This window comes from Microcoleus sp. POL10_C6 (genome assembly GCF_036701585.1).
Lineage (GTDB): Bacteria > Cyanobacteriota > Cyanobacteriia > Cyanobacteriales > Microcoleaceae > Microcoleus.
This window is the reverse complement of the sequence record NZ_JAUBRB010000025.1, coordinates 1-22,804: the sequence shown is the minus strand read 5'-3', so window position 1 is coordinate 22,804 and position 22,804 is coordinate 1. Positions and strand designations below refer to the sequence as shown.

The window sequence follows — 22,804 nt, the reverse complement described above, 5'->3', positions numbered from 1 at the left end:
CAAGTTAAAAGTTAAAAATTCTCGCTTTTATCTTTTAATTTTAGACTTTTGTATTGCCGATTACTTATTCGCTATTACCGCTCGCCGATTACCTATTACCTAAGCTGTTTCAAAGTGTTTTTTTCTCGGAATTTCCACATTTTACTCTTAGGCTCTGGCGGGGAGATATTTGGCGAGCGTTGGTGTTTTTTTGTCTCAGAAAATCTTCGGGCGTTCGGCGATACTGTGCCGAGATATTTCTGCGAATTGTTTACTTGATGCTATTAACAGCGCCTTGATGGACGGTTTTGACCCATTTGAGCCGCTTGGGCCGTACCGCAATCCGAGCCGTTACAGTCCCTACCAGCAGCCAGTGGAACATATACACAGTACCCCGCAGCGTTTGCAGCCAGGTGACAAAAACTCGCCTTACGTCAAATTTGGTCTCTTTGCGAGTGCGACGCAAACCGACAAACATTCCCACCACCGACAATGTAAGGGTCATAAAAGTTATGGGACTGGCGATCGGCATCCGGCGCAGCGCAATTGACATCACAAAGTCGGGCAGGGCTACTGTGGGTAAGAAATATTGAGATACCCAAAATCCAAATAAATCCCAAGTTTTCCCAGTTCCCATGCGGTTCCGCAAAATTAGCCGCCAGTAGTCAAGATAACGCTGATAGCCACCTTCTGCCCAGCGATTGCGCTGGTGCCACAGAGCGCGAGCGTTAGTGACTCCTTCTTCTGACACGGCTGGGAAAGCGAGAAATTCAATGTCCCATCGGTCTAGGTGCAGCCTCACCGTCAAATCCAGGTCGTCGGTAATCGTCTCCTCGTTCCAGCCTCCGCAGCTTTCCAAGGCGGTGCGGCGCATGAATTGGCCGTTACCGCGCAATTCTCCAATGCCGCCGATCGCAATCCGCTGCTGTTGGAAAAAACTGTCGAGAGCCATTTCTGCTTCTTGGCCACGAGTCCAAAAATTTACCGAAGCATTGGCGATGGCTTTTCTGACTTGCACAGCCCCTACCTTTTCTCCATTGAACACTGGCAGCACCCGGCGCAGCAAGTCTGGCGTTACCGTCGCGTCGGCGTCAAATATTCCCACAAATTCCCCGCGAGTCAGTGGTAACACTTGATTCAGTGCTCCCGACTTGCCGCCGCTGGCATTTGCTCCTCTGCGAAATACTTTGAGCTGGGGGTACTTTTTGGTTAGCTGTTCCAATACTAGCGGCGTGGCGTCGCTGCTGTGATCGTCGATCGCCCAAACTTCGTAGCGGTCGATCGGATAATCTACATTGCAGATCGATTCTACGAATCGGGCAATCACCGCTTCCTCATTTTTCGCCGCCACCAGCAGCGACACATAAGGCCAATCCTCTCGACTTTCATCGGCAAGAGGCGGCAGTGCGGGCTTGGGTTCCGCAAACAACACTCGAAATGCTTGCATCCACAGCAGTCCCGTCAACCCCCACACTACCCACGCACCCCAAGAAATCAAGTGCAGGGCGATCGTGCCGGCCCAAATCGCAGTCAGCACTGCGGCGGCTTTTCCGCGCCGTCCCCGGTACAGATTTTGAGGAAAAGAGGGAGTTCCCGGCACAGACACCGCAACCGGGAGCTCTGCTTTTGTTTCCGCGTCAAACACCCTGTCGCCAATGTCTGGTATAGCAAATACTTTGCTGAGCTTCGAGTTCGAGGTCAAACTCTTGAGCTCTTCTTGAGCTAAATCAGAGATGTCCAAGTTAAGCTCGCTGCGAGCGTCGTTTTCTGGCCAAGAACTCTCCTGCATAGGTTACTTGATTCAACCACCAATAGTTTTTGATTTTAGATATAAGCATCTACTGTATCAGTTTCTGGGCTTTTGTCGAAAGCGGACGGGAGGACAACCAGCGGGTTAGGTGTTTGTACGGTATTGGTAAACGGGTACTGCATAGAGTATTTGGGTTGACTTTTGCTTGCGATCGACCTGGAATATCTGCTAGTTTTTTCAGGGGATCTAAACTATCTGTTAGTAATAATTGTCTGAGGTGGAAATATGTCTATTCCTCAACTGAAGCCAGCCGATGACAAAGAAGTGAAAGTCTACGCGCCTTTCTGTCAAGAGCCCAGGCGCAAGTTTTTACCGCACGCTATTGGCCTCTACAAGCTCAAAACCTTGGAGGGGGCAAGAAAAATTGACGGCGGGGAGAGCGTGCCGTTTGTCGCTAGCTGGAATATCTCGTCGCTGCCGATCGATTTAACCCGCTGTCGGGTGTTGTTTGACGGCAATGCTGAACTCAGCTACGAAGTGACTATGCAAAGCTCTGAGTTTGTTAGTTGCTTAATTGAGGTACTTCTGACTTTTCAGCGAACTCGTACTGTCGATTTTTCTAAAACGTTTTACCGCAAGCTGATGCGAATGGATGAATAACTTTCACCGCAGCCGCACTCCCAAAAGTCCGCAATTGACAATCAAGCAATTTAATCCGGGGCCCCCGGATTGATTGGGGGAGTGAGAAAAAAGCTCCGAATCCGGAGCGCAAGCCCCCGGATTTATCAGTGCGGTTGCTTTCTTCAATCTAAAATCTAAAATCTAAAATCTAAAATCGATTGAGGGGCGCTATAACTGGCGCACCAATAGTGTAAAGCCACGACGGCAACATTACATGATTGGTGCGCCAGCCCTATTTGAGAAGCGGAAAGAGTGAGTTTTTGGATCATTCTCAATAATCCCTTTGGGTGTCAGCACTTATCCCTATTCCTAAAGTAAATCTACAGCAGTTTTCTGTTGAGCGTGATACGGATTTCTCGTAGGGACTTAGGCAAAGCCTGAGTCCCTACCTGTATTTCATCCAATTGAAAACTGCTGTATTTGTTGTGGGACAAGCGCAAAAACCTATTTCGGATATTGGTACTGTGCGAGTACGCGCGAGCGAAGCTATCGCCGTGAGGCGAATCGCGCCGTCCGATTTCGTTCAAATTTTGCGACTCGGTAACTGAGAAGAAAGGGCTGTAGATCCGCCCAAGGAAACTCAATCTACAGCCCTTGAACTGCGATCGGGCTAGCATTGCCATCAGGCTTTGGGCTGCCGAAATGCCAGCCCACGCCGCCAGACAATTTATGTGTTTAGAAGCTATAAGCCCGATTCTAAGCAGCTTATTGCTCGCAGTGCCACCGCTCAGTTTGAACGCTGGCGATAGCACTAATAATCAATAACTAATAATACAACCTATCGATTTTCAATTATAGGCAAAAATGAGAAGGCAAGCACCGGGCTTTATTCCTACAAAATAGCTGTATTATAACAATCCTAAATGAGTCGTATTTTTTTTACCCACCCGCACCCTCCCCTTACGAAGGGGAGTGGGTAAGAAATTCACAAATGATGCGATGATTGCTATATACCAAACAAAAACTGCACCAAGCCCTCTCAATAGGTGCTTTATAGTGAAATCATCCACTTCTACTACCTATTATTTTTATTTTATAAAAGTCGGTGTTTATATCTAAGATTAGTAATAAGAATGGCTAAAAGTTTTTATAATTAAAATCGGTTTTTAAAGGAATAATGGGCGATAAATCATTATTAAAAACGGCTGGTTAAACAAACAATTTAAAAACTGCTTTTCCAAAATCAAGTAAAAAGAATGGGAAGAAAAGGGTTGCGAACAGGTGAATAAAAATTTTACGCAAAAAAACAATCTGCCCAAAAGCGACAAAATCGAGTATAATAGTATTGCCAAATTGAGTCGCAGTTCAGAAATACTGTAGAAAAAACTAAATTTATTGAAATAGACAGGTGCAAATTGAGGATTGAAGGCGTACCCAAATTGACTAAATATTTGCTGATCGGTTCCACAAAAGCTTACAGTGGCAAGTCTGCCATCGCCCTGGGGATGGCACTCGGACTCCGGGACAAGGGGCTGGCCGTCGCCTACGGCAAACCTCTGGGAACCTGTTTCAGCTCCGAGGGAGGTGGGATCGAGGAGGAAGACGTGCGGTTCGCGGTAGAGACGCTGAAGCTCTCAGAAAGTCAGATGCCGTCAACACTGCTGTATTTGGATGAAGAGACGGTTCACAAGCGTTTGCGGGGAGAAGACAAGACAGATTACCGCCAGTCTTTAGCACAATATTTGCAAGCTCCCAGCGGAGACTTGGTGCTGTTAGAAGGCCCAGCTAATTTGGAGGAAGGTAGTCTGTTTGACTTGTCTTTGGTTCAAGTCGCTGAGGCAGTTGATGCCTCTGTGTTGTTGGTAGCCCGCCCGATCGATCTGTATGTAGACGATTTGCTGTCGGCTAAACAGCGTTTGGGTTCGCGGTTGCTCGGCGTGGTACTCAATGACGTTCCCACGGACAAACTCGAATCCGTAACGGCGACTGTGCGGCCTTTTCTGGAGGCTGCGGGTATTCCAGTTTTGGGAATGCTGCCGAGAAGTGCTTTGCTGCGAAGTGTCAGCGTCAAAGAATTGGTGCACCAATTGAAAGCTGATGTGCTCTGCCGTAAAGACCGTTTGGACTTGATGGTGGAAACCTTGACAATTGGCGCGATGAATGTTAGCTCGGCTCTGAAGTATTTCCGCAAAGCGAGAAATATGGCGGTGGTGACGGGGGGCGATCGCACGGACATTCAGCTCGCGGCTCTGGAAAGCTCGACTCAGTGCTTAATTTTGACAGGCCACTTGCCTCCTTCTCCCCTGGTGATTGGCAGGGCAGAAGAAATGGAAATTCCGGTGTTGTCTGTTGATTTGGATACCTTAACCACGGTGGAAATTATCGACAGCACCTTTGGCAGCGTGCGCCTGCACGAACCGATCAAGGTGGAATGCGTTACTCAGCTAATGGCAGAACATTTTGACCTTGATGGCATGATGGCATCCTTGGGCCTGAGCGATCGAGTCCATTAATAAGAGAGCCGGAGCTGAGGGAAGAAGGTATTCGGCAGAGAGAATTTTTTGTTTAAATAAATAAAAAGCTAAAATTCTTAAATTCTCAATTTTTCTTGAATTCTACCTTGAACTCCGGCTGCCGAATGTCTTGAGACATTCTGCCTTCTGGCTTCCTCAAATCTGCCGCTCCTCTAGTCTGATCTGGTAAATCAGCAATTCTTAACTTCTTTTTGGCGGCAATGGCTAGTGAGTCTGCTAAAATCCACAACGTAGTTTTATTTAATTTAATAAATTCTTTGAGTCAATCAATTGAGCTACCCAGAGTAGATGATTTTTTACAAGAACTTGCGGCGATCCAGCAAACCGGCTCCAAGCGGATTGCTCTTTTGGGTTCTCGCCACGTTCCTATTACCCACCAGCAGCTAATTGAGATGCTGAGCTACGCCATAGTTCTGGGAGGCAATCAGCTCATCACTTCTGGCGCTACAGGCACCAATTCAGCCGCAATTCGGGGGGCAATGCGAGCAGATCCTAATCTGCTGACGGTGATTTTGCCACAAAGTATGAGTCGCCAGCCCCGGGAGTCTCGCGACCAACTCGAACAAGTGATACATTTGGTAGAAAATCCCAAAAATGATAGCTTGTCTCTCCCGGAAGCAAGCGCTATGTGCAATCAGGAGATTATTTCTCGCTGTCAGCAACTGATCTGTTTTGCTTTTCACGAAAGCCACACTTTGCTGAAAACTTGCCAGGATGCGGAGGAACAGCGCAAGGTAGTTACTCTGTTCTATTTTGATTGAACTGCGAGGCGGATGATGCTGTTGGGATTACCTGTGTCGGTTATTCTGCTTGATTGTATTGCTGCTGCTGCTGCGCTGGTTTACGCACCGTTTTTGGTGGTTGCGTTCGCCCGCTTGCAGCTAGGCTATGACCAAGCAGCCCCCCGCGCTATGTTTGAGAGGTTGCCTGCTTACGCTCAGCGGGCAACTTGGGCTCACCAAAATTCGTTTGAGACGTTTATGCTGTTTTCAGCGGCGGCTTTGATGGCTTTTGTGACGGGGGTAGATTCGGAACCGGCAGGTTGGGCTGCGATCGCTTTTACGATCGCCCGGTTGTTGTTTTCGGTTTTCTATATTCTGAATGTGCCGCTGGGGCGATCGCTCATGTTTGCGATTAGTTCTTCTTGCACTGTTTCTTTATTCTATTTCAGTTTAATGGCTGTTAACGGCTAATTTTCAGTAGTCATTGGTTATTGGTTATTGGTTATTGGTTATTGGTTAGTTGTTAATGCCCAATGCCCTGTTTGGCCAATGCCCAATGCCCAATGCCCTGTTTGGCCAATGCCCAATGCCCCATTACCAATTACTAATTTATGGCTGCTAGTTATTCCTTTGATATTGTCAGCGAGTTCGATCGGCAAGAATTAGTCAATGCTGTTGACCAAACAACGCGAGAAATTCAAAGCCGCTACGACTTGAAAGATACCAAAACCACTGTAGAATTGGGCGCAGAATCAATTACGGTGAATACCGACAGTGAATTTACTCTCGACGCGATTCACACTGTTTTGCAAACTAAAGCCGCCAAGCGCAATTTGTCTCTGAAAATTTTTGATTATGGGAAAATTGAAGCTGCTAGTGGTACTAGAGTACGCCAAGAAATCAAACTGAAAAAAGGGATTGACCAGGAAATTGCCAAGAAAATCACTAAATTAATTCGAGATGAGTTTAAAAAGATTCAAGGCTCGATTCAAGGTGATGCAGTGCGCGTTTCGGCTAAGGATAAGGATGATTTGCAGTTGGTAATTCAACGGTTGAAGCAAGAAGATTATCCGATGGCTTTGCAGTTTACAAATTACCGCTAGATTTGATAGTTTCTCAGGACTTCAGTCCTCATAGTTCTAGCGAATAAGGACTAAAGTCCTGATTAGAAACAACTTTTTACCTACTTAATATTAAATATCTAAACCCGTGACTGTTAAGTCGGGAGGATGTTCGACAACAAACTGGTAATATAACTCTTGCTTTGCTTGCGGCGGCAGAGACATTATCCATTCTAGCAGTCCCATTTCACCTGCTACTATCTTCGGATTAGTGAGAGTCGATCGCACTTTAATTTGTTCATTACGGCTGACTGGCAATTGCTCTTGTAGTGTCAGGTGTACTTGCACCTGATGCAAGTTTGTCACATTTAAGCGATAAGCGTAACTCGTGCGCCTCTGCTGACCGATCAGTTTTTTATCTACTTGTCTTTCCACTAATTCCCGCTCTATTTTCAACCCTTCATCTATTCCTAAATTCAGTTTATATTCTTGCCCTGGTGAAACATTTTCTAACTGCACACTGCCGACAAAAGTGTTGTCGCGAAAGATATTTGCTTTACCGGGCAGAAGAGTTGCACCTGTCAGCGGATTCACAACAACTGCTTGCAAATAGGCAAAACTGACTAAGCGCGGAACTGCAATATATTCAGGTTTAAAGGGATAATTTTCGCAGAAAATAGTAACTTTGTGCGGTGTGCCGTCGCTGGGAATCTTGGTACTTCCGCCTACTTGAAATGAGACTGTACCGCCTTCTCTAGATACTTGGGCTGTGACTATTTGAGCTGCTAGGGGCGCTCGTGTTATGGAGCGTGAACGGCCTGCAAAACCTTCAGATAATACCTCTTCTAGGTCTAAAAAATCATTCTCTGATGAACCCCTACCAAAAAATTGCTTTGGCTCGGTTTTATCAATATACCAAGGTTCTAGTTTTGGTGGGAGAGTTCCCATTCCGGGTTTTGCTGTAGATAAAGTCAGCGCTACTCCCGTCCAATCTTCGCCTGTATTTTGATTGACTTCGGCTAGGTAATTGAGATTAATTTGGTTGTTGGTAGTGTTTACTCGCAAGTCGTAAAGGGGAGTCCAACGGGCTCGCGTGACTACATAGGAAACTTCTAGTTCAAAATTGCCGCTGCCACTGGGTTCAATGGCAACAATGATGTTAAAACTTTGCTGCGAATGGGGAGTTTGTACTTGCCCCAACTGCTGCTGCAAAGCTTTTATTTGCTTGTCTATTTCGCGCTGCTGTTTTTCGTGTTGGGCGATCGCACTTACATATTTTAGGTAATTAGTTCCTAAAAAATTGAGCAATTCGCCAGTTTCGTTTAAACCTACCTGCTGTTTGGCGATGCTGCTGGAAAAGAAACCGACGCTTTTTTCGCTCAAACCTTCCACAAATTGGAGCTGAATTTTTCGGGCGGTTATTTTGTCGTTAATTCCCCGTCTTTGGGTTTGTAACTCCTTAATTTGTTGGGTTAATTCGGAAGTGCGATCGCCTACTGGTTCGCTGCTAAACACTCTTTCGGTTCGCACTCCCAGCAATCGCACTGCAACCGTACCCGCACCCGTGGCCCTGACTGACTCTGTTTCGAGGGTTGCGGGTACAGAGGCGATCGCCAATTCTCGCTCGTTTCCTGTCAGAGATACCGTACCGCGGCGCGTTACCAAAGCGCGATCGGTGTAAACTGTAACTTTGGATATGCTAGTATTTAGTGTTTTAATGGTATCAGAATTAAGTATTTCTGAGTCAGTCATTGTTAGTTGCTCCTATTTAATAACCGTTTAGTCGATCGTGCATTTTTCAAAGTAGTTTATTAATCAAACTCAGAAGTTATTGGATTATCTACAACGGAGGAGGCCGGGTTTACGAGATCATTACTTTTACACCTTGATGGTTGGTCAAACCTGCCCCTACAGTTTGATGTTCAAAATGCTAGCGCGGGGGTGGGCAGGTTTATGAGATCGTTAATGTTAGGCATTAATAGTTAATAAAACCCGCCCCGTGGGTTAATTTTAGCTCAGTGGCTCGATTCCTGCCAAATCCAAAATTTGAGGAATTAAATCTTCTCGTTTGACAGCCATCATGTGAACTCCTTGACAAATCTGCCGCGCTAGCTTGACTTGTTCGGCAGCAATTTTTATGCCTTCCTGCAAGGGTTCTGGAGATTTTGCTAAACGATCGATCGTCTCTTGTGGGATGTGAACTCCCGGCACGTATTTTTTAATAAATTCAGCATTTTTAGCTGATTTAAACAAAAATATTCCTGCTAAAACTGGCTTGTTGCAGCCTGCAGCAACGTGGTGCATAAACTTATCCAAAACTTCAAAATTTGTAATTAATTGACTCTGAAAAAACTGTGCTCCAGCCTCTACTTTTTTCTCAAATCGACTTTGCAAACCAGACCAACTGGGGCATTGCGGATCGACGGCAGCACCGACAAATAAATCAGTAAATCCGTCTGTTAAAGGTTTGTCATTCCAGTCTAAGCCGCCGTTCATTTTTTGAATGACTTGTAACAGTCGTACTGATTCAAAGTCGAATACACTTTTTGCTTTAGGATGGTCGCCCGCTTTGACGGGATCACCTGTAAGTGCTAATACATTGCGAATGCCTAAAGCGTGGGCTCCCATGAGATCCGCTTGCAGACCAATTTGATTGCGATCGCGACAAGCAACTTGACAAATTGGCTCAATTCCGTGCTGCACTAAAATTGCCGAAACTGCTAGGGGGCACATTCGCATCACTGCGCGACTCCCGTCGGTGATATTAATGGCGTGCACTCGGTTTTTGAGGCGTTCAGCCATTTGAATTGTGTGAGTCATGTCGCCACCTTTTGGCGGGGCAACTTCGGCGGTAATTATAAATTCTCCGGGGGTGGTGCAGGCTGTGCGAAAACGGTTCATGATTATTTGTCTGTTATTGGTTATTTGTTATTTGACAGTTGACAGTTGTTAGTTGACAGTTGGCAGTTGTTAGTGGGTAGTTGGCAGTTGTCATTCTTAACCAGTAACCAATAACAACTAACCACAAACCACTAAACAGGTAAAGAATAACCGAAAGCTGTCTTAACCTTAGTTAGAGTTTGATTAGCAATAGCTTCTGCTTGTTCTCTTCCGCGACGTAGTACAGACTCTAAATATCCCGGATCGTCCATTATTTCCTTGTATTTATCCTGAATTGGTTTGAGGGCATTAATTGTCGTCTCTGTCAGCAAGGGTTTAAAATCTCCCCAACCCATGTTTTCACACTCCGCTGCTACTCCTTCCTTAGATTTGCCGGAAAGCAGGAGATAAAGTGTCAGCAAATTTCTAGCTTCGGGGCGATCGGGGTCGTCAAATGTCAAACCCCGCACGGCATCGGTTTTGCAGCGCTTGATTTTTTTGGCGATCGCATCTGGCGAATCCAATAAATTAATTCGACTTTGTTCGGAAGGGTCAGATTTCGACATTTTGCGCGTGCCATCTGTCAAACTCATCACCCTCGCACCGTCAGTCCGAATTAACGGTTCGGGAAGTTTCAATACTGGCTTTTCGGGTGTGCCGAATTGGTGATTTAATCTGATGACAATATCGCGGGTGAGTTCCAAATGCTGTTTTTGGTCTTCTCCCACTGGCACTTTGTCGGCATCGTAAAGCAAAATGTCTGCTGCCATTAACACGGGATAATTTAGCAAGCCTGCATTGACATTTTCACCTTGTTTAATTGCTTTTTCTTTAAACTGAATCATATCTTCGAGCCAGTTAATCGGCGTAATACAGTTGAGCAGCCATGCTAGTTCTGTGTGTGCCGAGACGTGGGATTGCACGAAAATAGTAGAATATTCTAAATCGATGCCGCAAGCTAAATACAGTGCGGCGATCGTGTAAGTGTCGGAGGCTAGAGTTGCTGGATTGTGCGGTGCGGTAATTGCGTGCAAATCGACTACGCAGAAGTAATTTTCGTACTGACTTTGACCTTCTACCCAGTTGCGAATGGCACCGAGATAATTGCCGAGGTGAAGATTGCCTGTTGGCTGAACTCCAGAAAGAACGCGCTGTTTGCCCATGAGGAAAGAATAGAATTAAACTCACATTTCTATATTGACACGTTATTTCAATTTCAGGGCTTCTAATTTTCTGGCGGTTGACTGTTGACTGCTGACTGCTGACTGTTGACTGTTGACTGCTGACTGTTGACTGTTAACTGCTGACAACTAACAACGAACAACTGACAACTGACGACTGACGACTGACAACTGACTAATTACCAATCTGTCAGCAACCTTGCTTTCCGCAAAATAAATGTCAGAACAGTTTCTTCGCCCGTAATAATATCGGCTCTGCCTTCCATTCCCGATTGAATCGAATACTGGCGGGGCACATTAGCCGGGGAGTTTCCGAAGAATTGGCCGTTGGTGGATTTGAGTTTTGTTAAATAAGTTTGTTCAGGCTTAATTGCCACTTCGTAATAAGCTGTACCTAAATTATTAGTGGGATTTTGAGGGGCGATCGCATCTGGGGCGATTTCGCTGACAGTTCCTTTTAATGTGCCGTAATCGGGGAAAGGCAAAGCCGAAATCCTGATCTGTACGGGTTGGCCGATTTGGATGCGGGCGATGTCTTGGGATGTCACCTTGGCTTTGACTACCAGGGGTACGTCGCTGGGGACAATTTGGGCGATCGCACTGCCGGCTTGTACGGTTTGACCAGTATTTCGTACTTCCAATCTGAGAATTGTACCATCCGTGGGCGTGCGGATCACGCTATTTTCTAGTTTTAACTCAATTTGATTGAGTTCTTTTTTAGCTTGAATTAATTGTTGTTGAATGGACGATCGCTTGACGAGCAAAACCCGCCGACTTCGGCCCAGTCTCTCGGCGACATCCGGCAGCGATGTGGCGAATTTAACTAAAGCGGATTCGATTAATTCCTGTTGGGCGGAACTTTCACTTTCGATGCTTTTAAATTGAGCGCTGGCCAAAATTTGGTTTTCTAAGTCGCGCAGTTGCTGGTTGATTTGCTGTGCTGCTGTTTGAGACTGATTAATGATTTCTTGTAACTGCTGTTGTTGAGCGCCCAAACGCGAAGCGTCTACAACTGCGATCGCATCTCCTTCTTTTACTGTCTGATTCTCGCTGACAGCAATGCTTTCGACGGTTCCTTCGGTGGCGGCTTGCACGAGGCGCACTTCTCCGGCTGGACGGACGATCGCGTCTGCTTTGACTGTAGCGCTGTATTTGGTGACGCTAGCGAGGGCAATCACCCCGCCAAAGGTCGCCACCATCAAAATGCCGCCCAAAGTCGTCCAGCGGCTGACAGGGGGCAAAAACTGGTCGTTATCAAAGGTTTCAGCGGGTGTGGCTTCGGGAGTCAGAGACATGGCGGCTGGGGGAGAGGGGAATAGTTTGGAGTTTGGAGTTTTGAGTTGGAGAGGAGGGAGAGCTCGCTGATTTGTTTTGTCACTTTTATGATCAGCTTTCCGGAAACCAAGTACCGGTTTAGAAGTCTAAATCAAAATTCACAGGGTAAAGGTAAAAATCCGCACAGCTTTGCCGTTCCCACCCACAAACTTCGCCAAATATGAAAAGGAGTGAAGCCAGCGGGCTACTGTCCTGAAAATACGGCGTTTCCGCCATGAGTTTTGGCACTGTTACCGGGTTTTTCCTGTATGCGTAGGTAGTAAGTAAGTACATAGGTATTAAGAGGAGTTATTTATGTCAGAAAATCAAGAAGGTTCACTCTTCATCGAACTAACCGATGGAGAATCTGCTACTGTCAACGGTGGCAGCATTACCAGCGGTGTTAGCGGTGCTAAAAGCAACAGCGAGACGGATAACAGCCGCCGCGAGGGTCTCACTATGCTGTTTTTCCTGCCGCAGCCTAGCCAGCTTTATCTGTACAATCCGAACCTTGATCGCGGTTACAAAACCCTAGTGGTTTAGATAGCTGAGTCAAGTTGTGCGATAAAGTAAATTTTGAAAATTTATCCGTAGTATTCCGGATGTTGTACAGGACTACAAGAAGTATTACTCAGTATTTACACGAGAATCTAGAAATTAAATAATATTTCTAGTTTCCCTTCAATTTTATTAACTTAAACGGAGTCAAATCATGAAAGAAGCAAAGGACAATTCACTGTTTGCTGAACTCACCCCTGAAGAATCAGCTAGCGTCAACGGCGGTCACTATTATGCCAATCGATACAATTGTCAGCGGCAGCGGCGCAGTTGGGTCGTGTACCGCCGGAATTGCGACGGTTCATACAGAAGAGTAGTCCGCTACGCCTACTACTAAAGTTTAGTGCTAGTCAATTCAGATCTATAACTGTGGAATCGAGAAAGCACCCATAACTTTATGGGTGCTTTTTGCTGATTGGGTAGTTGGTGATGAGTAATCTTCTTTATGCTCTACCATTATTCATTTCGCAAAATGTTAAAGAACATCCCTTTGATCGGCAAAATGCCATTATTCGGACAAGTTAACAGGTTTAAGAAATATCAGGTTGTTCTCCAGCAGAGCGAAGAAGATTGCGGGGCGGCTTGTTTGGCTTCGATCGCGAAATTTTACGGACAAAATTTTACTATTAGCCGCTTGCGAGAATGTGCCGGCACCGGCCAAAAAGGGACGACTCTGCTGGGCTTGAAACAAGGTGCTGAGGCGATCGGCTTTAATGCTCGATCCGTGCGAGCTGCGGCTGCTATTTTAGACCAAATTGAGGAAGCGCCTTTACCGGCAATTATTCACTGGAGTGGTTATCACTGGGTTGTTTTGTACGGAAAGCAGGGCGACAAATATGCGATCGGCGATCCGGCTGTCGGTATGCGCTATGTTTCTAAAGCAGAATTAGCAGCAGCTTGGACAGATTGGCTGTGCTTGCTAGTAGAACCCGATGCTGAGCGGTTTTTTGCGGCCGCAGAGGGCCAACCACCCGCCAATTCCTTACAAAAATGGATGCGCCGGATTGGGATTTATCGCCCGATTTTAATGGAAGCATTTTTGCTGAATGTGGTGTTGGGTTTGCTGTCGATTTCTTCGCCTTTTCTCGTTCAACTGCTCACCGACGACATCCTGGTGCGGGGCGACAGACAACTCCTGGCGAGTGTGGCGATCGCAGTTATAGTTATGAACCTTTTTAGCAGCAGTTTAGGATTGGTAGAGTCGAACTTAATTGCTCAGTTTTCCCAGCGTTTAGAATTGGGATTGGTGATGGAATTTGCGCGCAAATTCCTGCGATTGCCTTTGAGCTTTTACGAAACCAGACGCAGTGGCGAAATCGTCAGTAGATTACAAGATATCCAAGAAATAAATAAATTAGTTTCTCAAGTCGCTATCAGCTTGCCTAGTCAATTTTTTATCGCTGTAGTTTCTTTTATTTTTATGTTATTTTACAGCAAAGAACTGACTTTAGCAGCTACAGCTATAGCTCTGTTAATGACTGCCTCTACAGTGGTATTTCTGCCCGTATTGCAGCAAAAAACGCGCAGTTTATTTGTACTGGAAGCAGAAACTCAAGGCGTTTTAGTAGAAACTTTTAAAGGCGCGCTGACTGTCAAAACTACTAGCAGCGGTCAGCAACTTTGGGAAGAATTTCAAACCCGCTTCGGTCGCTTAGCAAAGCTCACTTTCCGCACTACACAAATTGGCATTCTCAACAATATATTTTCTGGTTTTGTTGCCTCTGCTGGCAGCATTACTCTGCTGTGGCTTGGTAGCGGTTTGGTGATTGACAAGGTATTGAGTATCGGTCAGTTGCTAGCGTTTATTAGTATGAATCAAAACGTTACTACTTGGGTGAATTCGCTAGTAGGATTTACTGATGAAATGACTCGCGTGCAGACAGCTACTCAACGGCTGTCGGAAGTTATCGATGCTGAACCGGAAACTAAAGACGATACGAATAAACCTTTTGTAACTATTCAAGACCGCGACGGTATTGTTTGCAAGGGTGTTAATTTTCACTACCCCGGTCGACTTGACTTGCTGGAAAATTTTTCCGTTACGTTTCCCGGCGGTCAAGCAATTGCTTTAATCGGTCACTCCGGCTGCGGAAAAAGTACGCTAGCAAAAGTAATTGCTGGTCTGTACCCGCTGCAATCTGGTAATATTAGAATTGGCGGCTACAACTTGCAGGATTTGTCTCTAGACAGTCTCAGACAGCAGGTAGTATTGGTTCCTCAAGAAGCGCATTTTTGGAGCCGTTCGATTCTCGAAAATTTTCGTTTGGGCAGTCCAGATATCAGCTTTGAACAGATTGTTAAAGTCTGCAAAATTGCGGGAGCGGATGAATTTATCAGCCAATTGCCGGATAAATATCAAACTGTTTTAGGGGAGTTTGGAGCGAATATTTCTGGCGGACAAAGACAAAGATTGGCGATCGCCCGCGCCATTCTCAACAACCCGCCTGTATTGATTTTAGACGAATCTACCGCAGGGCTTGACCCCGCAAGCGAAGCGGAAGTCTTAGAAAATTTGTTGATGTACCGGCACGGGAAAACGACGATTTTTATCAGTCACAGGCCGCGAGTGATCGATCGCGCCGATTGGATTATCATGTTAGAACGCGGTCGGTTGAAACTGCAAGGATCGGCTGCAAAATTGCGATCGATTCCAGGAGACCATTTAGAGTTTTTGCATCCTTGAGCGAGTTAATAAAACAACAGGTTTAAATCTGTCGCTACACAAACAACACCGGGAGCATCTCAATGAAAGCACCCTACCCCAACCCTCCCCGAACCCGCGGGGAGAAAGTAAGAAATTCACAAATGATCCGAGGATTGCTATATCGTTGGCGGTTGCATCGGAATCATAAAATCGAGTCAACAGTTAACACTCAACTATTCTGTTTTTCGACCCGCCCGTCAACAGTCAACAGTCAACAGTCAACATTTATGATGAGTGCAACCGGAATTGAGATCACTCATGACTAATAACTTCTCTAAGATTCTTGAGCCAAAGTACATCGATCGCACAATCCGAAAAACTCCAAAGTGTGATAATAAATTTTGAAAGAATGAGATTGTTGTAGTTGGCTTTCTAAGTGGTGGACGGGACATTCGTCGATCATAATTGACGCGCCACATTCCAGACAAGTTAAGTGATGTTGGTCTTGGTGGGCGGCACCGTAGAGAGATTCGCCACTAGCAAGGGTTCTGACGTGAACGAACCCCTCTCGCTTTAAACCGTCGAGGGAGCGGTAAACTGTTGCTAGGCCCATGCTGTGGTCGCTGTTACGCAGTTCTAAGTAGATATCTTGCGCTGAGAGCGATCGATTCAAGTGCTTGAGCAAATGTAAAATACGCTCCTGACTGCGGGTGCGGTTGGTTCTCATAATTTTTTGTGTAATCTGCTAGAGTCAAATCTGTCCCTATTTCTAGGCTATCTTACTTGGGCGAACCAAATGGCGATCGGCGCGCAGCTCGGTTGTAGAATACAATGGGGCTAACTTTCACATCACCTACCGCAACATTCCCGTGACTCAGAAATATCTTGCCCAAATCTATGTTACCCTCCGCCCTTCGGTTTTAGATCCCGCCGGCACTGCCGTACAGTCTGGTTTGCAACACATGGGATACGACAATGTTGAGCGTGTGCGAATCGGGAAGTACGTTGAATTGACGCTGACTGCTGCTGGTGAGTCGGAGGCCCGCGAACAACTCGATCGCGTTTGCGACCAACTTTTGGCCAATCCAGTGATTGAGAATTATCGCTTTGATTTGACTGAAATTCCTGTTGCTGTGGAAACAGCGGCCGCATAAATGCGATCGTCCCTAGGGTGTTTTTAAACCCGGAGATCCCCCCTAACCCCCCTTAATAAGGGGGGGACAAGAGGGTTTTCAAAGTCTTTGTTAAAAAGCGGGGACAACAGCATTCAAAGTCAACCCCTACTCCCCTTCTTAAGGGGGATGTAGGGGGATCTAGACTTAGATACAAGCGAGAGAAACATAAGATTTTAGTCTTAAGTTGACACTTCTTGCTTCTTCCTTCCATCCGTTACATCCGTTACAAAATCTGTTGCCGAACTTCCTTCTTCCTTCAGCTTATGAAATTTGGAGTTATTGTTTTTCCGGGTTCAAATTGCGATCGCGATGTGGTGTGGGTGACTCAAGGGTTACTCCACCAACCGACGCGGATGATTTGGCACGAAGATACCGATATTTCGGATATTGACATCATTGTAATTCCCGGTGGTTTCAGTTACGGAGATTATTTGCGGTGCGGCGCGATCGCCCGTTTTTCTCCGGCGATGCGGGCTACTGCGGAACACGCGAAACAAGGAAAGCTTGTATTAGGCATCTGCAACGGTTTTCAGGTGTTGACTGAAGCTGGTTTGTTGCCCGGTGCTCTGGTGCGGAATGCGGGATTGAATTTTATTTGCGATCGCGCTTCTTTGAAAGTCGAGCGCGGTAATACTCGTTGGACTGCCGCTTATACTACGGGTGAAATCATCGATTTGCCGATCGCCCACGGTGAAGGAAACTATTATGCCGATGCCGATACTTTAGCAGAACTAGAAGAGCACAAGCAAGTCCTGTTTCGCTACTGTACTCCGGCGGGCAAAATTAGCGATGCTGGCAATCCCAACGGTTCGTTAAATAATATTGCCGGTATTTGCAACCGCCAAGGCAATGTATTAGGAATGATGCCGCATCCTGAGAGGGCATCCGATCCGATGTTGGGCGAAACTGATGGGGTTAAATTGTTTCAAGGGTTGTTGATGGCAAGTGTTGCTGCTGTTTTGTAGTTGATATTTACGACATAGTTGTAGATACCGTAGGGTGCGTCACTCTTGTAGGGAAACTCGAAAATCTCGCAGCGACGCACCCTACAAAATTAAAAATGCTAAAATGATTTGAAAGTCAATACATCGGAAAACAGTCCTATGCCTTCACCTTTTCCTGGAATGGACCCCTACTTAGAACACCCCGATTTCTGGCAGGAAACTCACAATCGATTGATTATCGCGATCGCTGATACCATCATGCCTCAAATTCGCCCTAAATATGAGGTGGCAATTGACAAACGCATCTATGAAATTACCGATTTAAATGAAAGTAACGACGAGTCCCTTTTAGTAGGTATCCCCGATGTCGCGATTAAGCGTCAATCTAATAACCCGAATATTCCTACAGGTTCAGTTGCTACTGTAAGTATAACACTTCCGACTACGGTTAAAGTGCCTGCTCCTGAAAAAATTAAACAGACTTACCTGGAAGTGCGAGAAATGGCAACCAAACAAGTTGTCACCGCAATTGAAATTCTTTCTCCTGTGAACAAACGTAGTGGAGAAGGAAGAATTACTTATCTCAAAAAACGCCAGAGTATTTTAGGTAGCTTAACCAATTTAGTCGAAATTGATTTACTACGAAAATGGGAATCTATGCCCATTCTTAATAATTCTATTCAAAGCGATTATCGGATTTTGGTCAGTCCCAGTAATCGCCGTCCGTTTGCCGAACTTTATGCTTTTAATCTCCGCGATTCTCTACCTATATTTCCGCTTCCATTGCGCGAGGAAGATGTAGAACCTATTGTTAATTTACCAGAAATATTTGCAGGTATTTACGATCGCGCTGGCTATGATTATCGGATCGACTATAATCGAGAACCCGTACCGTCTCTATCGGAAGAAGATCGGGTTTGGGCTACCCAAATTTTGCAATAAAAAGAACTTCGAGATAATTAATTATATTTTAGTTTATATCGTAGGGTTAGTCGCGCTCGACAATCTCTAAATCCACTTGAAAATTTCGCAGTGACGGACTAAACGGCAGCCGGCAAGATATAATTACTACCAACTATTTAAAAGAGGAATATTTATTTTATGCCGGTAATGGACTTAGCTAATTTTAAAACTAGGGTAATTGGATGCAGTGCGGTGATGGCTGTCGGGCAACTTATTTCAAGCGCGATCGCCAATCCGGCAACTCAAGCAGCAGCGGGTATGATCGGCGGCCCGATCGCAGTTGGGGGAGTTTCTATTTTAGCAGCGATTGCTAGTGGTATAGCGGGGAATATCGCGGCTAATGACCTCGGAAATCGGATGACGGAACGGTTGAGCAAAAATCCGAGGATTCTCGATAATCACGATTTGATTAAGGCGGCGGGTGAGGCGATCGGCTATATTTTGAGAGAGGTTGCCAAGTCCGATCGCCTAATTGCGATCGCCGAAACCAAAAATTTGCCTTATCCAGAAACAGCACTCAGTCAATTAGCAGAGAAAACTCCTGAATACTGGCGGGATATTAACACGAATACATCCGACTTGTCAAGGGGTTTAAATATTTCCGAAGACCAGTTAACCAAGATTTTTTCTGCCGATGCCGAGGAGTTCGATCGAGTTACCGGATTGACAACGGCAGATTGGGCAACTTTCGTCAACGAATTCGCGGCCAGCGAGGGCAAATCCTTCGATGCGGAAATTGTGGAATTTGTGGCGGACAAGCTGTACGCAACTTTCCCCAAAGCGTACTGCGGAGTGCTGAAACAGGATGCGGCGAAGGGAGGAGAAAAGTTTGCGGCGATGCAGTTGAATCTGCACCAAATTGCTTTGGCAGAACTGAGAGATTTGGGGCTGCAAAATGGGGAAATTCTGCAAAAGTTGGAGGCCGTGGCAACTGGGCAGCAGATTTGTCAAGTGATGGTGAAATTGTCAGCGATAGAAATTGGCATCGACAATTTGGCGCAAGTTCGGGAATTGCTGCAAACATTTATCGATACTTCCGCGCCCCGATTGCCGATTTCTTTGAAGTCCGAGACGATTATTGAAGACCGGACTAAAGACTTTACCGGGCGCAAGTTTGTATTTGAAGAAATTGGTCGTTTCTTGCAAACCAATCGGAAAGGCTATTTTGTTTTAGAAGCAGAACCGGGTGTCGGGAAAAGTTCAATTCTGGCGCAGTGCGTGTTGATGATGAGACGCCGCTGCGTTACTCATTTTAACTCGCGATCCGACGGGATTGTTGATGCCAAAACTTTTCTGGAAAATGCCTGCCTTCAATTAATTGATGGCTTTAAACTCAGGGATAAGTATCCGCAACTGCCGGAAAATGCGACGGCAAACGGCAATTTTTTAGGGCGGCTGTTGGGGGAAGTCAGCGCTACATTGGGCGGGAAAAAGTTGATTTTTGTGGTAGATGCCCTCGATGAAGTCGATTTGAGTTTGCAAAGCAGCGGCAGCAACGTTCTTTATTTGCCGGACGTTTTGCCGGATAACGTTTACTTTATTGTTTCCAAGCGGCCGGAATCTTTGCTTTTGCCGACGACGAAGAATGATCGGGTGTTTGATTTGATGCAGTACGATGCAGCAAGTCTGGAAGATACGAAGGCTTATATTGCAAAACGCACCAGCAATAGCGCCTCCATTCAGAATTGGATTGCCAGTCATGATTTGAGCCGGGAACATTTTGTGGGGGCGGTGGCCCAAAAAAGCCAGAACAATTTTATGTATCTCCGCTACGTGCTGAATGATATCGAAAACGGCGAGTACAGGGATGTTTCTTTGGAAGATTTGCCTAGGGAGTTGACAGGATATTATCGGAAGCATTGGGCACAGATGATGGGCAGGGAAGACGATCCGCTGTTGGAGATGAAAGTTAAGATTATCTACGTGATATCGAAAGCGCGCGAAGCTGTTTCTCGCGGCTGGATTGCTAAATCCGTAGGCGAGACAGATTTAAAAGTACAGCAGGTACTCAAGAAATGGGATTCATTTTTGCGGCAGCAGCAAGTCAGCGGCGAAATTCGCTACAGCATTTATCACAACAGTTTTCGCGAGTTTCTGGCAAAAGATGAAACCGTGCAATCTGCGGGGGTTAATGTTGAAGAACTTAACCGCCAAGGTATGAATAACAGGATAGAAGGAGCACCGCTATGAGCGATTTGGGTGTGTGGTTGGCGGAGCAAAGTAAATCGGAGCGAGAATATTTGTTGAAGCATCAACCCAGGGATTTCATTGAAATTGGGGGAGATTTCAACCGTTATTATCGTTGGGTGACGGATTTTGGTTTTATTGAGGCGAAGTTAAAATTGTTGGGGGTGCAGCCGCTAATTGAGGATTACGATTTAGGGAGAAATGCAGATGTTTTGCTGTCGGAGGGGCAAACGCAAACGCTGAATTTGATTCAAGGGGCAATTCGCAAGTCGGCGCACATTTTGGAAAAAGATAAAACGCAACTGGCAGGGCAATTATTTGGGAGGTTGCTAGATTTTGAAATAACTGATATTCAGGGGTTGCTGGAACAAGCCAAGCAGTCGAAAAATAGTCTTTGGCTGCGGCCTTTGAGGGCTAATTTAGAGCGGCCCGGAGAAGGATGTCTGAGAACCCTCACCGGTCATACTAACTCGGTAAGAGCAGTGGCGATCGCACCAGACGGCAAAACTGCGATTTCCGCTTCAGACGATAACACCCTGAAAATCTGGGACACCGAGACAGGTACGGAAGTTAGAACCCTCACCGGTCATACTGACTCGGTAAATGCAGTGGCGATCGCACCAGACGGCAAAACCGTGATTTCCGCTTCACACGATAAAACCCTGAAAATCTGGGACACTGAGACAGGTACCGAAGTTAGAACCCTCACCCGTCATAGTGACATGGTAGCAGCAGTGGCGATCGCACCAGACGGCAAAACCGCGATTTCCGCTTCACACGATATAACCCTGAAAATCTGGGACACCGAGACAGGTACGGAAGTTAGAACCCTCACCGGTCATACTTACTTGGTAATAGCAGTGGCGATCGCACCAGACGGCAAAACCGTGATTTTCGCTTCAGGGGAAGGGGATGACACCCTGAAAATCTGGGACACCGAGACAGGTACGGAAGTTAGAACCCTCACGGGTCATACTAACTTCGTAAAAGCAGTGGCGATCGCACCAGACGGCAAAACTGCGATTTCCGTTTCACACGATAACACCCTGAAAATCTGGGACACCGAGACAGGTACGGAAGTTAGAACCCTCACCGGTCATACTGACTTGGTAAATGCAGTGGCGATCGCACCCGACGGGAAGACAGCGATTTCCGCTTCTAGGGATAAAACCCTGAAAATTTGGGACACCGAGACAGGTAAGAAAGTTAGAACCCTCACCCGTCATACTGACTCGGTAAATACAGTGGCGATCGCACCAGACGGCCTGACAGCGATTTCCACTTCAGACGATAACACCCTGAAAATCTGGGACACCAAGACAGGTACCGAAGTTAGAACCCTCACCCCTCATACTTACTGGGTAAATGCAGTGGATCTCGCACCAGACGGCAAAACAGCTATTTCCGCTTCACCGGATAAAACCCTGAAAATCTGGGACACCGAGACAGGTACGGAAGTTAGAACCCTCACCGGTCATACTGACTCGGTATATGCAGTGGATCTCGCACCCGACGGCAAAACTGCGATTTCCGCTTCTAGGGATAACACCCTAAAAATCTGGGATTTGCTTAGTGGCAAAGAAATTGCTAGTTTCAGCGGAGATTCTAGCTTCAATTGCTGTGCAATTTTGCCTGATGGAGTGACAGTTGTAGCGGGGGATTCGTCGGGCCGGGTGCATTTCCTGCGATTGGAGGGAGTTAGCGGCGGGCGATAATCGGATTTTTGGGTCGATTCGGGCGATCTAATTTTTTGTGTACGGGACTTACGCACTCCCACCAAAGAAACCGGGTTTTTACCGAATCTGTGGGCTGCAACAAAGTATGGTCGTCAAAAACCCGGTTTCTCGGCCTCCATCGTAAGTCCTAATGTAGCGAGTTTCAGGGCGATCGAAGTTGAGAGAAATGTGCGATCGAATTTTTGTGTTGATTGGGGCGATCGGATTTTTGGGTTTATGGGCGATCGGGTTTTTTGTTGATCGGGCGATCTAATTTGAGAGAAATGTGCGAGCGAATTTTTGTGTTGATTGGGGCGATCGGATTTTTGGGTTGATGGGCGATCGAATTTGAGAGAAATGTGCGATCAGGCAATAAGTTGTTCACCAATAAGTGATTAATGGGAACCCGATTAGTGCGATCGTTACTTGTTTCTCGGATTCTATCAGGTTCAAAAAGATTGTGAGTAAAATAAACGGGGTTTGCGTCAGTTGTTTTTGTAACAATACTCCGGACAGTTTTTAAGCAGCCAGAGTACCATAAGACAAGACTGAAGGAAGGTTAGGGTGATTTAAAAT

At 46.1% G+C, this 22,804-nt stretch carries 19 protein-coding genes; 13 read left to right on the top strand and 6 right to left on the bottom strand.

The window, feature by feature from the left end; all coding sequences use genetic code 11:
- Positions 1-250 precede the first annotated feature (250 nt).
- Positions 251-1,768 (bottom strand): glycosyltransferase family 2 protein, encoded by a 1,518-nt coding sequence (locus QUA34_RS15880; RefSeq protein ID WP_333388107.1) that lies wholly within the window; start codon positions 1,766-1,768, stop codon positions 251-253.
- A gap of 246 nt (positions 1,769-2,014) precedes the next feature.
- Between QUA34_RS15880 and ebsA the strand changes: the two genes are divergently transcribed.
- The 5 genes from ebsA (at position 2,015) to QUA34_RS15855 (ending at position 6,709) form a co-directional block, all read left to right on the top strand.
- Entirely contained in the window at positions 2,015-2,389 is a 375-nt protein-coding gene (gene ebsA / locus QUA34_RS15875; RefSeq protein ID WP_190737140.1) for a type IV pilus biogenesis protein EbsA, read from the top strand.
- Between the two features lie 1,376 nt (positions 2,390-3,765).
- A complete protein-coding gene (locus tag QUA34_RS15870; protein WP_333388104.1) occupies positions 3,766-4,863 on the top strand; it encodes a phosphotransacetylase family protein in 1,098 nt (365 codons plus the stop codon).
- Positions 4,864-5,141: 278 nt separating this feature from the next.
- A complete protein-coding gene (locus QUA34_RS15865) occupies positions 5,142-5,645 on the top strand; it encodes a DNA recombination-mediator protein A (protein WP_190744281.1) in 504 nt (167 codons plus the stop codon).
- 15 nt (positions 5,646-5,660) lie between these two features.
- On the top strand, positions 5,661-6,077 hold the full coding sequence (locus QUA34_RS15860; RefSeq protein WP_333055489.1) for an MAPEG family protein: 417 nt from the start codon (positions 5,661-5,663) through the stop codon (positions 6,075-6,077).
- 140 nt (positions 6,078-6,217) lie between these two features.
- Positions 6,218-6,709 (top strand): YajQ family cyclic di-GMP-binding protein, encoded by a 492-nt coding sequence (locus QUA34_RS15855; RefSeq protein ID WP_333050086.1) that lies wholly within the window; start codon positions 6,218-6,220, stop codon positions 6,707-6,709.
- Positions 6,710-6,799: 90 nt separating this feature from the next.
- Here QUA34_RS15855 and QUA34_RS15850 read toward each other — a convergent pair whose 3' ends face one another.
- The 4 genes from QUA34_RS15850 to QUA34_RS15835 all read right to left on the bottom strand — a co-directional run bounded on the left by QUA34_RS15850 (position 6,800) and on the right by QUA34_RS15835 (position 12,023).
- A complete protein-coding gene (locus QUA34_RS15850) occupies positions 6,800-8,419 on the bottom strand; it encodes a mucoidy inhibitor MuiA family protein (RefSeq protein ID WP_333388101.1) in 1,620 nt (539 codons plus the stop codon).
- 258 nt (positions 8,420-8,677) lie between these two features.
- A complete protein-coding gene (locus tag QUA34_RS15845) occupies positions 8,678-9,568 on the bottom strand; it encodes a methylenetetrahydrofolate reductase (RefSeq protein ID WP_333388098.1) in 891 nt (296 codons plus the stop codon).
- A gap of 131 nt (positions 9,569-9,699) precedes the next feature.
- Positions 9,700-10,710, bottom strand: a complete 1,011-nt coding sequence (gene trpS, locus QUA34_RS15840) for a tryptophan--tRNA ligase (RefSeq protein ID WP_333388095.1) — start codon at positions 10,708-10,710, stop codon at positions 9,700-9,702.
- A gap of 197 nt (positions 10,711-10,907) precedes the next feature.
- Positions 10,908-12,023 (bottom strand): HlyD family efflux transporter periplasmic adaptor subunit, encoded by a 1,116-nt coding sequence (locus QUA34_RS15835; RefSeq protein ID WP_333388092.1) that lies wholly within the window; start codon positions 12,021-12,023, stop codon positions 10,908-10,910.
- A gap of 334 nt (positions 12,024-12,357) precedes the next feature.
- Here QUA34_RS15835 and QUA34_RS15830 point away from each other — a divergent pair, with 334 nt between their 5' ends.
- The 3 genes from QUA34_RS15830 (at position 12,358) to QUA34_RS15820 (ending at position 15,283) form a co-directional block, all read left to right on the top strand.
- Complete coding sequence (locus QUA34_RS15830) at positions 12,358-12,585, top strand: secretion protein HlyD (RefSeq protein WP_333388089.1); 228 nt, start codon at positions 12,358-12,360, stop codon at positions 12,583-12,585.
- A gap of 169 nt (positions 12,586-12,754) precedes the next feature.
- Positions 12,755-12,937, top strand: coding sequence for a hypothetical protein (locus QUA34_RS15825; protein ID WP_333388087.1), 183 nt, complete (start codon positions 12,755-12,757; stop codon positions 12,935-12,937).
- A 135-nt stretch (positions 12,938-13,072) separates the two neighbouring features.
- Positions 13,073-15,283 (top strand): peptidase domain-containing ABC transporter, encoded by a 2,211-nt coding sequence (locus QUA34_RS15820; protein WP_333388084.1) that lies wholly within the window; start codon positions 13,073-13,075, stop codon positions 15,281-15,283.
- A gap of 295 nt (positions 15,284-15,578) precedes the next feature.
- Here QUA34_RS15820 and QUA34_RS15815 read toward each other — a convergent pair whose 3' ends face one another.
- Positions 15,579-15,971, bottom strand: a complete 393-nt coding sequence (locus tag QUA34_RS15815; RefSeq protein ID WP_333323018.1) for a Fur family transcriptional regulator — start codon at positions 15,969-15,971, stop codon at positions 15,579-15,581.
- A gap of 142 nt (positions 15,972-16,113) precedes the next feature.
- Between QUA34_RS15815 and purS the strand changes: the two genes are divergently transcribed.
- The 5 genes from purS to QUA34_RS15790 all read left to right on the top strand — a co-directional run bounded on the left by purS (position 16,114) and on the right by QUA34_RS15790 (position 22,228).
- Positions 16,114-16,398 carry a phosphoribosylformylglycinamidine synthase subunit PurS gene (gene purS, locus QUA34_RS15810; RefSeq protein ID WP_333042010.1) on the top strand — a complete coding sequence of 95 codons (285 nt, stop codon included), beginning with the start codon at positions 16,114-16,116 and terminating at the stop codon, positions 16,396-16,398.
- 284 nt (positions 16,399-16,682) lie between these two features.
- Positions 16,683-17,384 (top strand): phosphoribosylformylglycinamidine synthase subunit PurQ, encoded by a 702-nt coding sequence (purQ, locus tag QUA34_RS15805; RefSeq protein WP_333074590.1) that lies wholly within the window; start codon positions 16,683-16,685, stop codon positions 17,382-17,384.
- Positions 17,385-17,522: 138 nt separating this feature from the next.
- Positions 17,523-18,305 (top strand): DUF4058 family protein, encoded by a 783-nt coding sequence (locus QUA34_RS15800; protein ID WP_333323017.1) that lies wholly within the window; start codon positions 17,523-17,525, stop codon positions 18,303-18,305.
- A 159-nt stretch (positions 18,306-18,464) separates the two neighbouring features.
- Positions 18,465-20,516: an ATP-binding protein gene (locus QUA34_RS15795; protein ID WP_333388080.1), complete on the top strand. Its 2,052-nt coding sequence runs from the start codon at positions 18,465-18,467 to the stop codon at positions 20,514-20,516.
- Positions 20,513-22,228, top strand: a complete 1,716-nt coding sequence (locus QUA34_RS15790) for a WD40 repeat domain-containing protein (protein WP_333388077.1) — start codon at positions 20,513-20,515, stop codon at positions 22,226-22,228. The genes QUA34_RS15795 and QUA34_RS15790 overlap by 4 nt, the downstream gene beginning before the upstream one ends.
- Positions 22,229-22,804 lie beyond the last annotated feature (576 nt).

Coding starts and splice junctions, on each gene's coding strand:
- QUA34_RS15880 (WP_333388107.1), bottom strand. CDS start 1,768: ATGCAGGAGAGTTCTTGGCCAGAAAACGACGCTCGCAGCGAGCTTAAC.
- ebsA (WP_190737140.1), top strand. CDS start 2,015: ATGTCTATTCCTCAACTGAAGCCAGCCGATGACAAAGAAGTGAAAGTC.
- QUA34_RS15860 (WP_333055489.1), top strand. CDS start 5,661: ATGCTGTTGGGATTACCTGTGTCGGTTATTCTGCTTGATTGTATTGCT.
- QUA34_RS15855 (WP_333050086.1), top strand. CDS start 6,218: ATGGCTGCTAGTTATTCCTTTGATATTGTCAGCGAGTTCGATCGGCAA.
- QUA34_RS15850 (WP_333388101.1), bottom strand. CDS start 8,419: ATGACTGACTCAGAAATACTTAATTCTGATACCATTAAAACACTAAAT.
- QUA34_RS15845 (WP_333388098.1), bottom strand. CDS start 9,568: ATGAACCGTTTTCGCACAGCCTGCACCACCCCCGGAGAATTTATAATT.
- trpS (WP_333388095.1), bottom strand. CDS start 10,710: ATGGGCAAACAGCGCGTTCTTTCTGGAGTTCAGCCAACAGGCAATCTT.
- QUA34_RS15835 (WP_333388092.1), bottom strand. CDS start 12,023: ATGTCTCTGACTCCCGAAGCCACACCCGCTGAAACCTTTGATAACGAC.
- QUA34_RS15830 (WP_333388089.1), top strand. CDS start 12,358: ATGTCAGAAAATCAAGAAGGTTCACTCTTCATCGAACTAACCGATGGA.
- QUA34_RS15825 (WP_333388087.1), top strand. CDS start 12,755: ATGAAAGAAGCAAAGGACAATTCACTGTTTGCTGAACTCACCCCTGAA.
- QUA34_RS15820 (WP_333388084.1), top strand. CDS start 13,073: ATGTTAAAGAACATCCCTTTGATCGGCAAAATGCCATTATTCGGACAA.
- QUA34_RS15815 (WP_333323018.1), bottom strand. CDS start 15,971: ATGAGAACCAACCGCACCCGCAGTCAGGAGCGTATTTTACATTTGCTC.
- purQ (WP_333074590.1), top strand. CDS start 16,683: ATGAAATTTGGAGTTATTGTTTTTCCGGGTTCAAATTGCGATCGCGAT.
- QUA34_RS15800 (WP_333323017.1), top strand. CDS start 17,523: ATGCCTTCACCTTTTCCTGGAATGGACCCCTACTTAGAACACCCCGAT.
- QUA34_RS15795 (WP_333388080.1), top strand. CDS start 18,465: ATGCCGGTAATGGACTTAGCTAATTTTAAAACTAGGGTAATTGGATGC.
- QUA34_RS15790 (WP_333388077.1), top strand. CDS start 20,513: ATGAGCGATTTGGGTGTGTGGTTGGCGGAGCAAAGTAAATCGGAGCGA.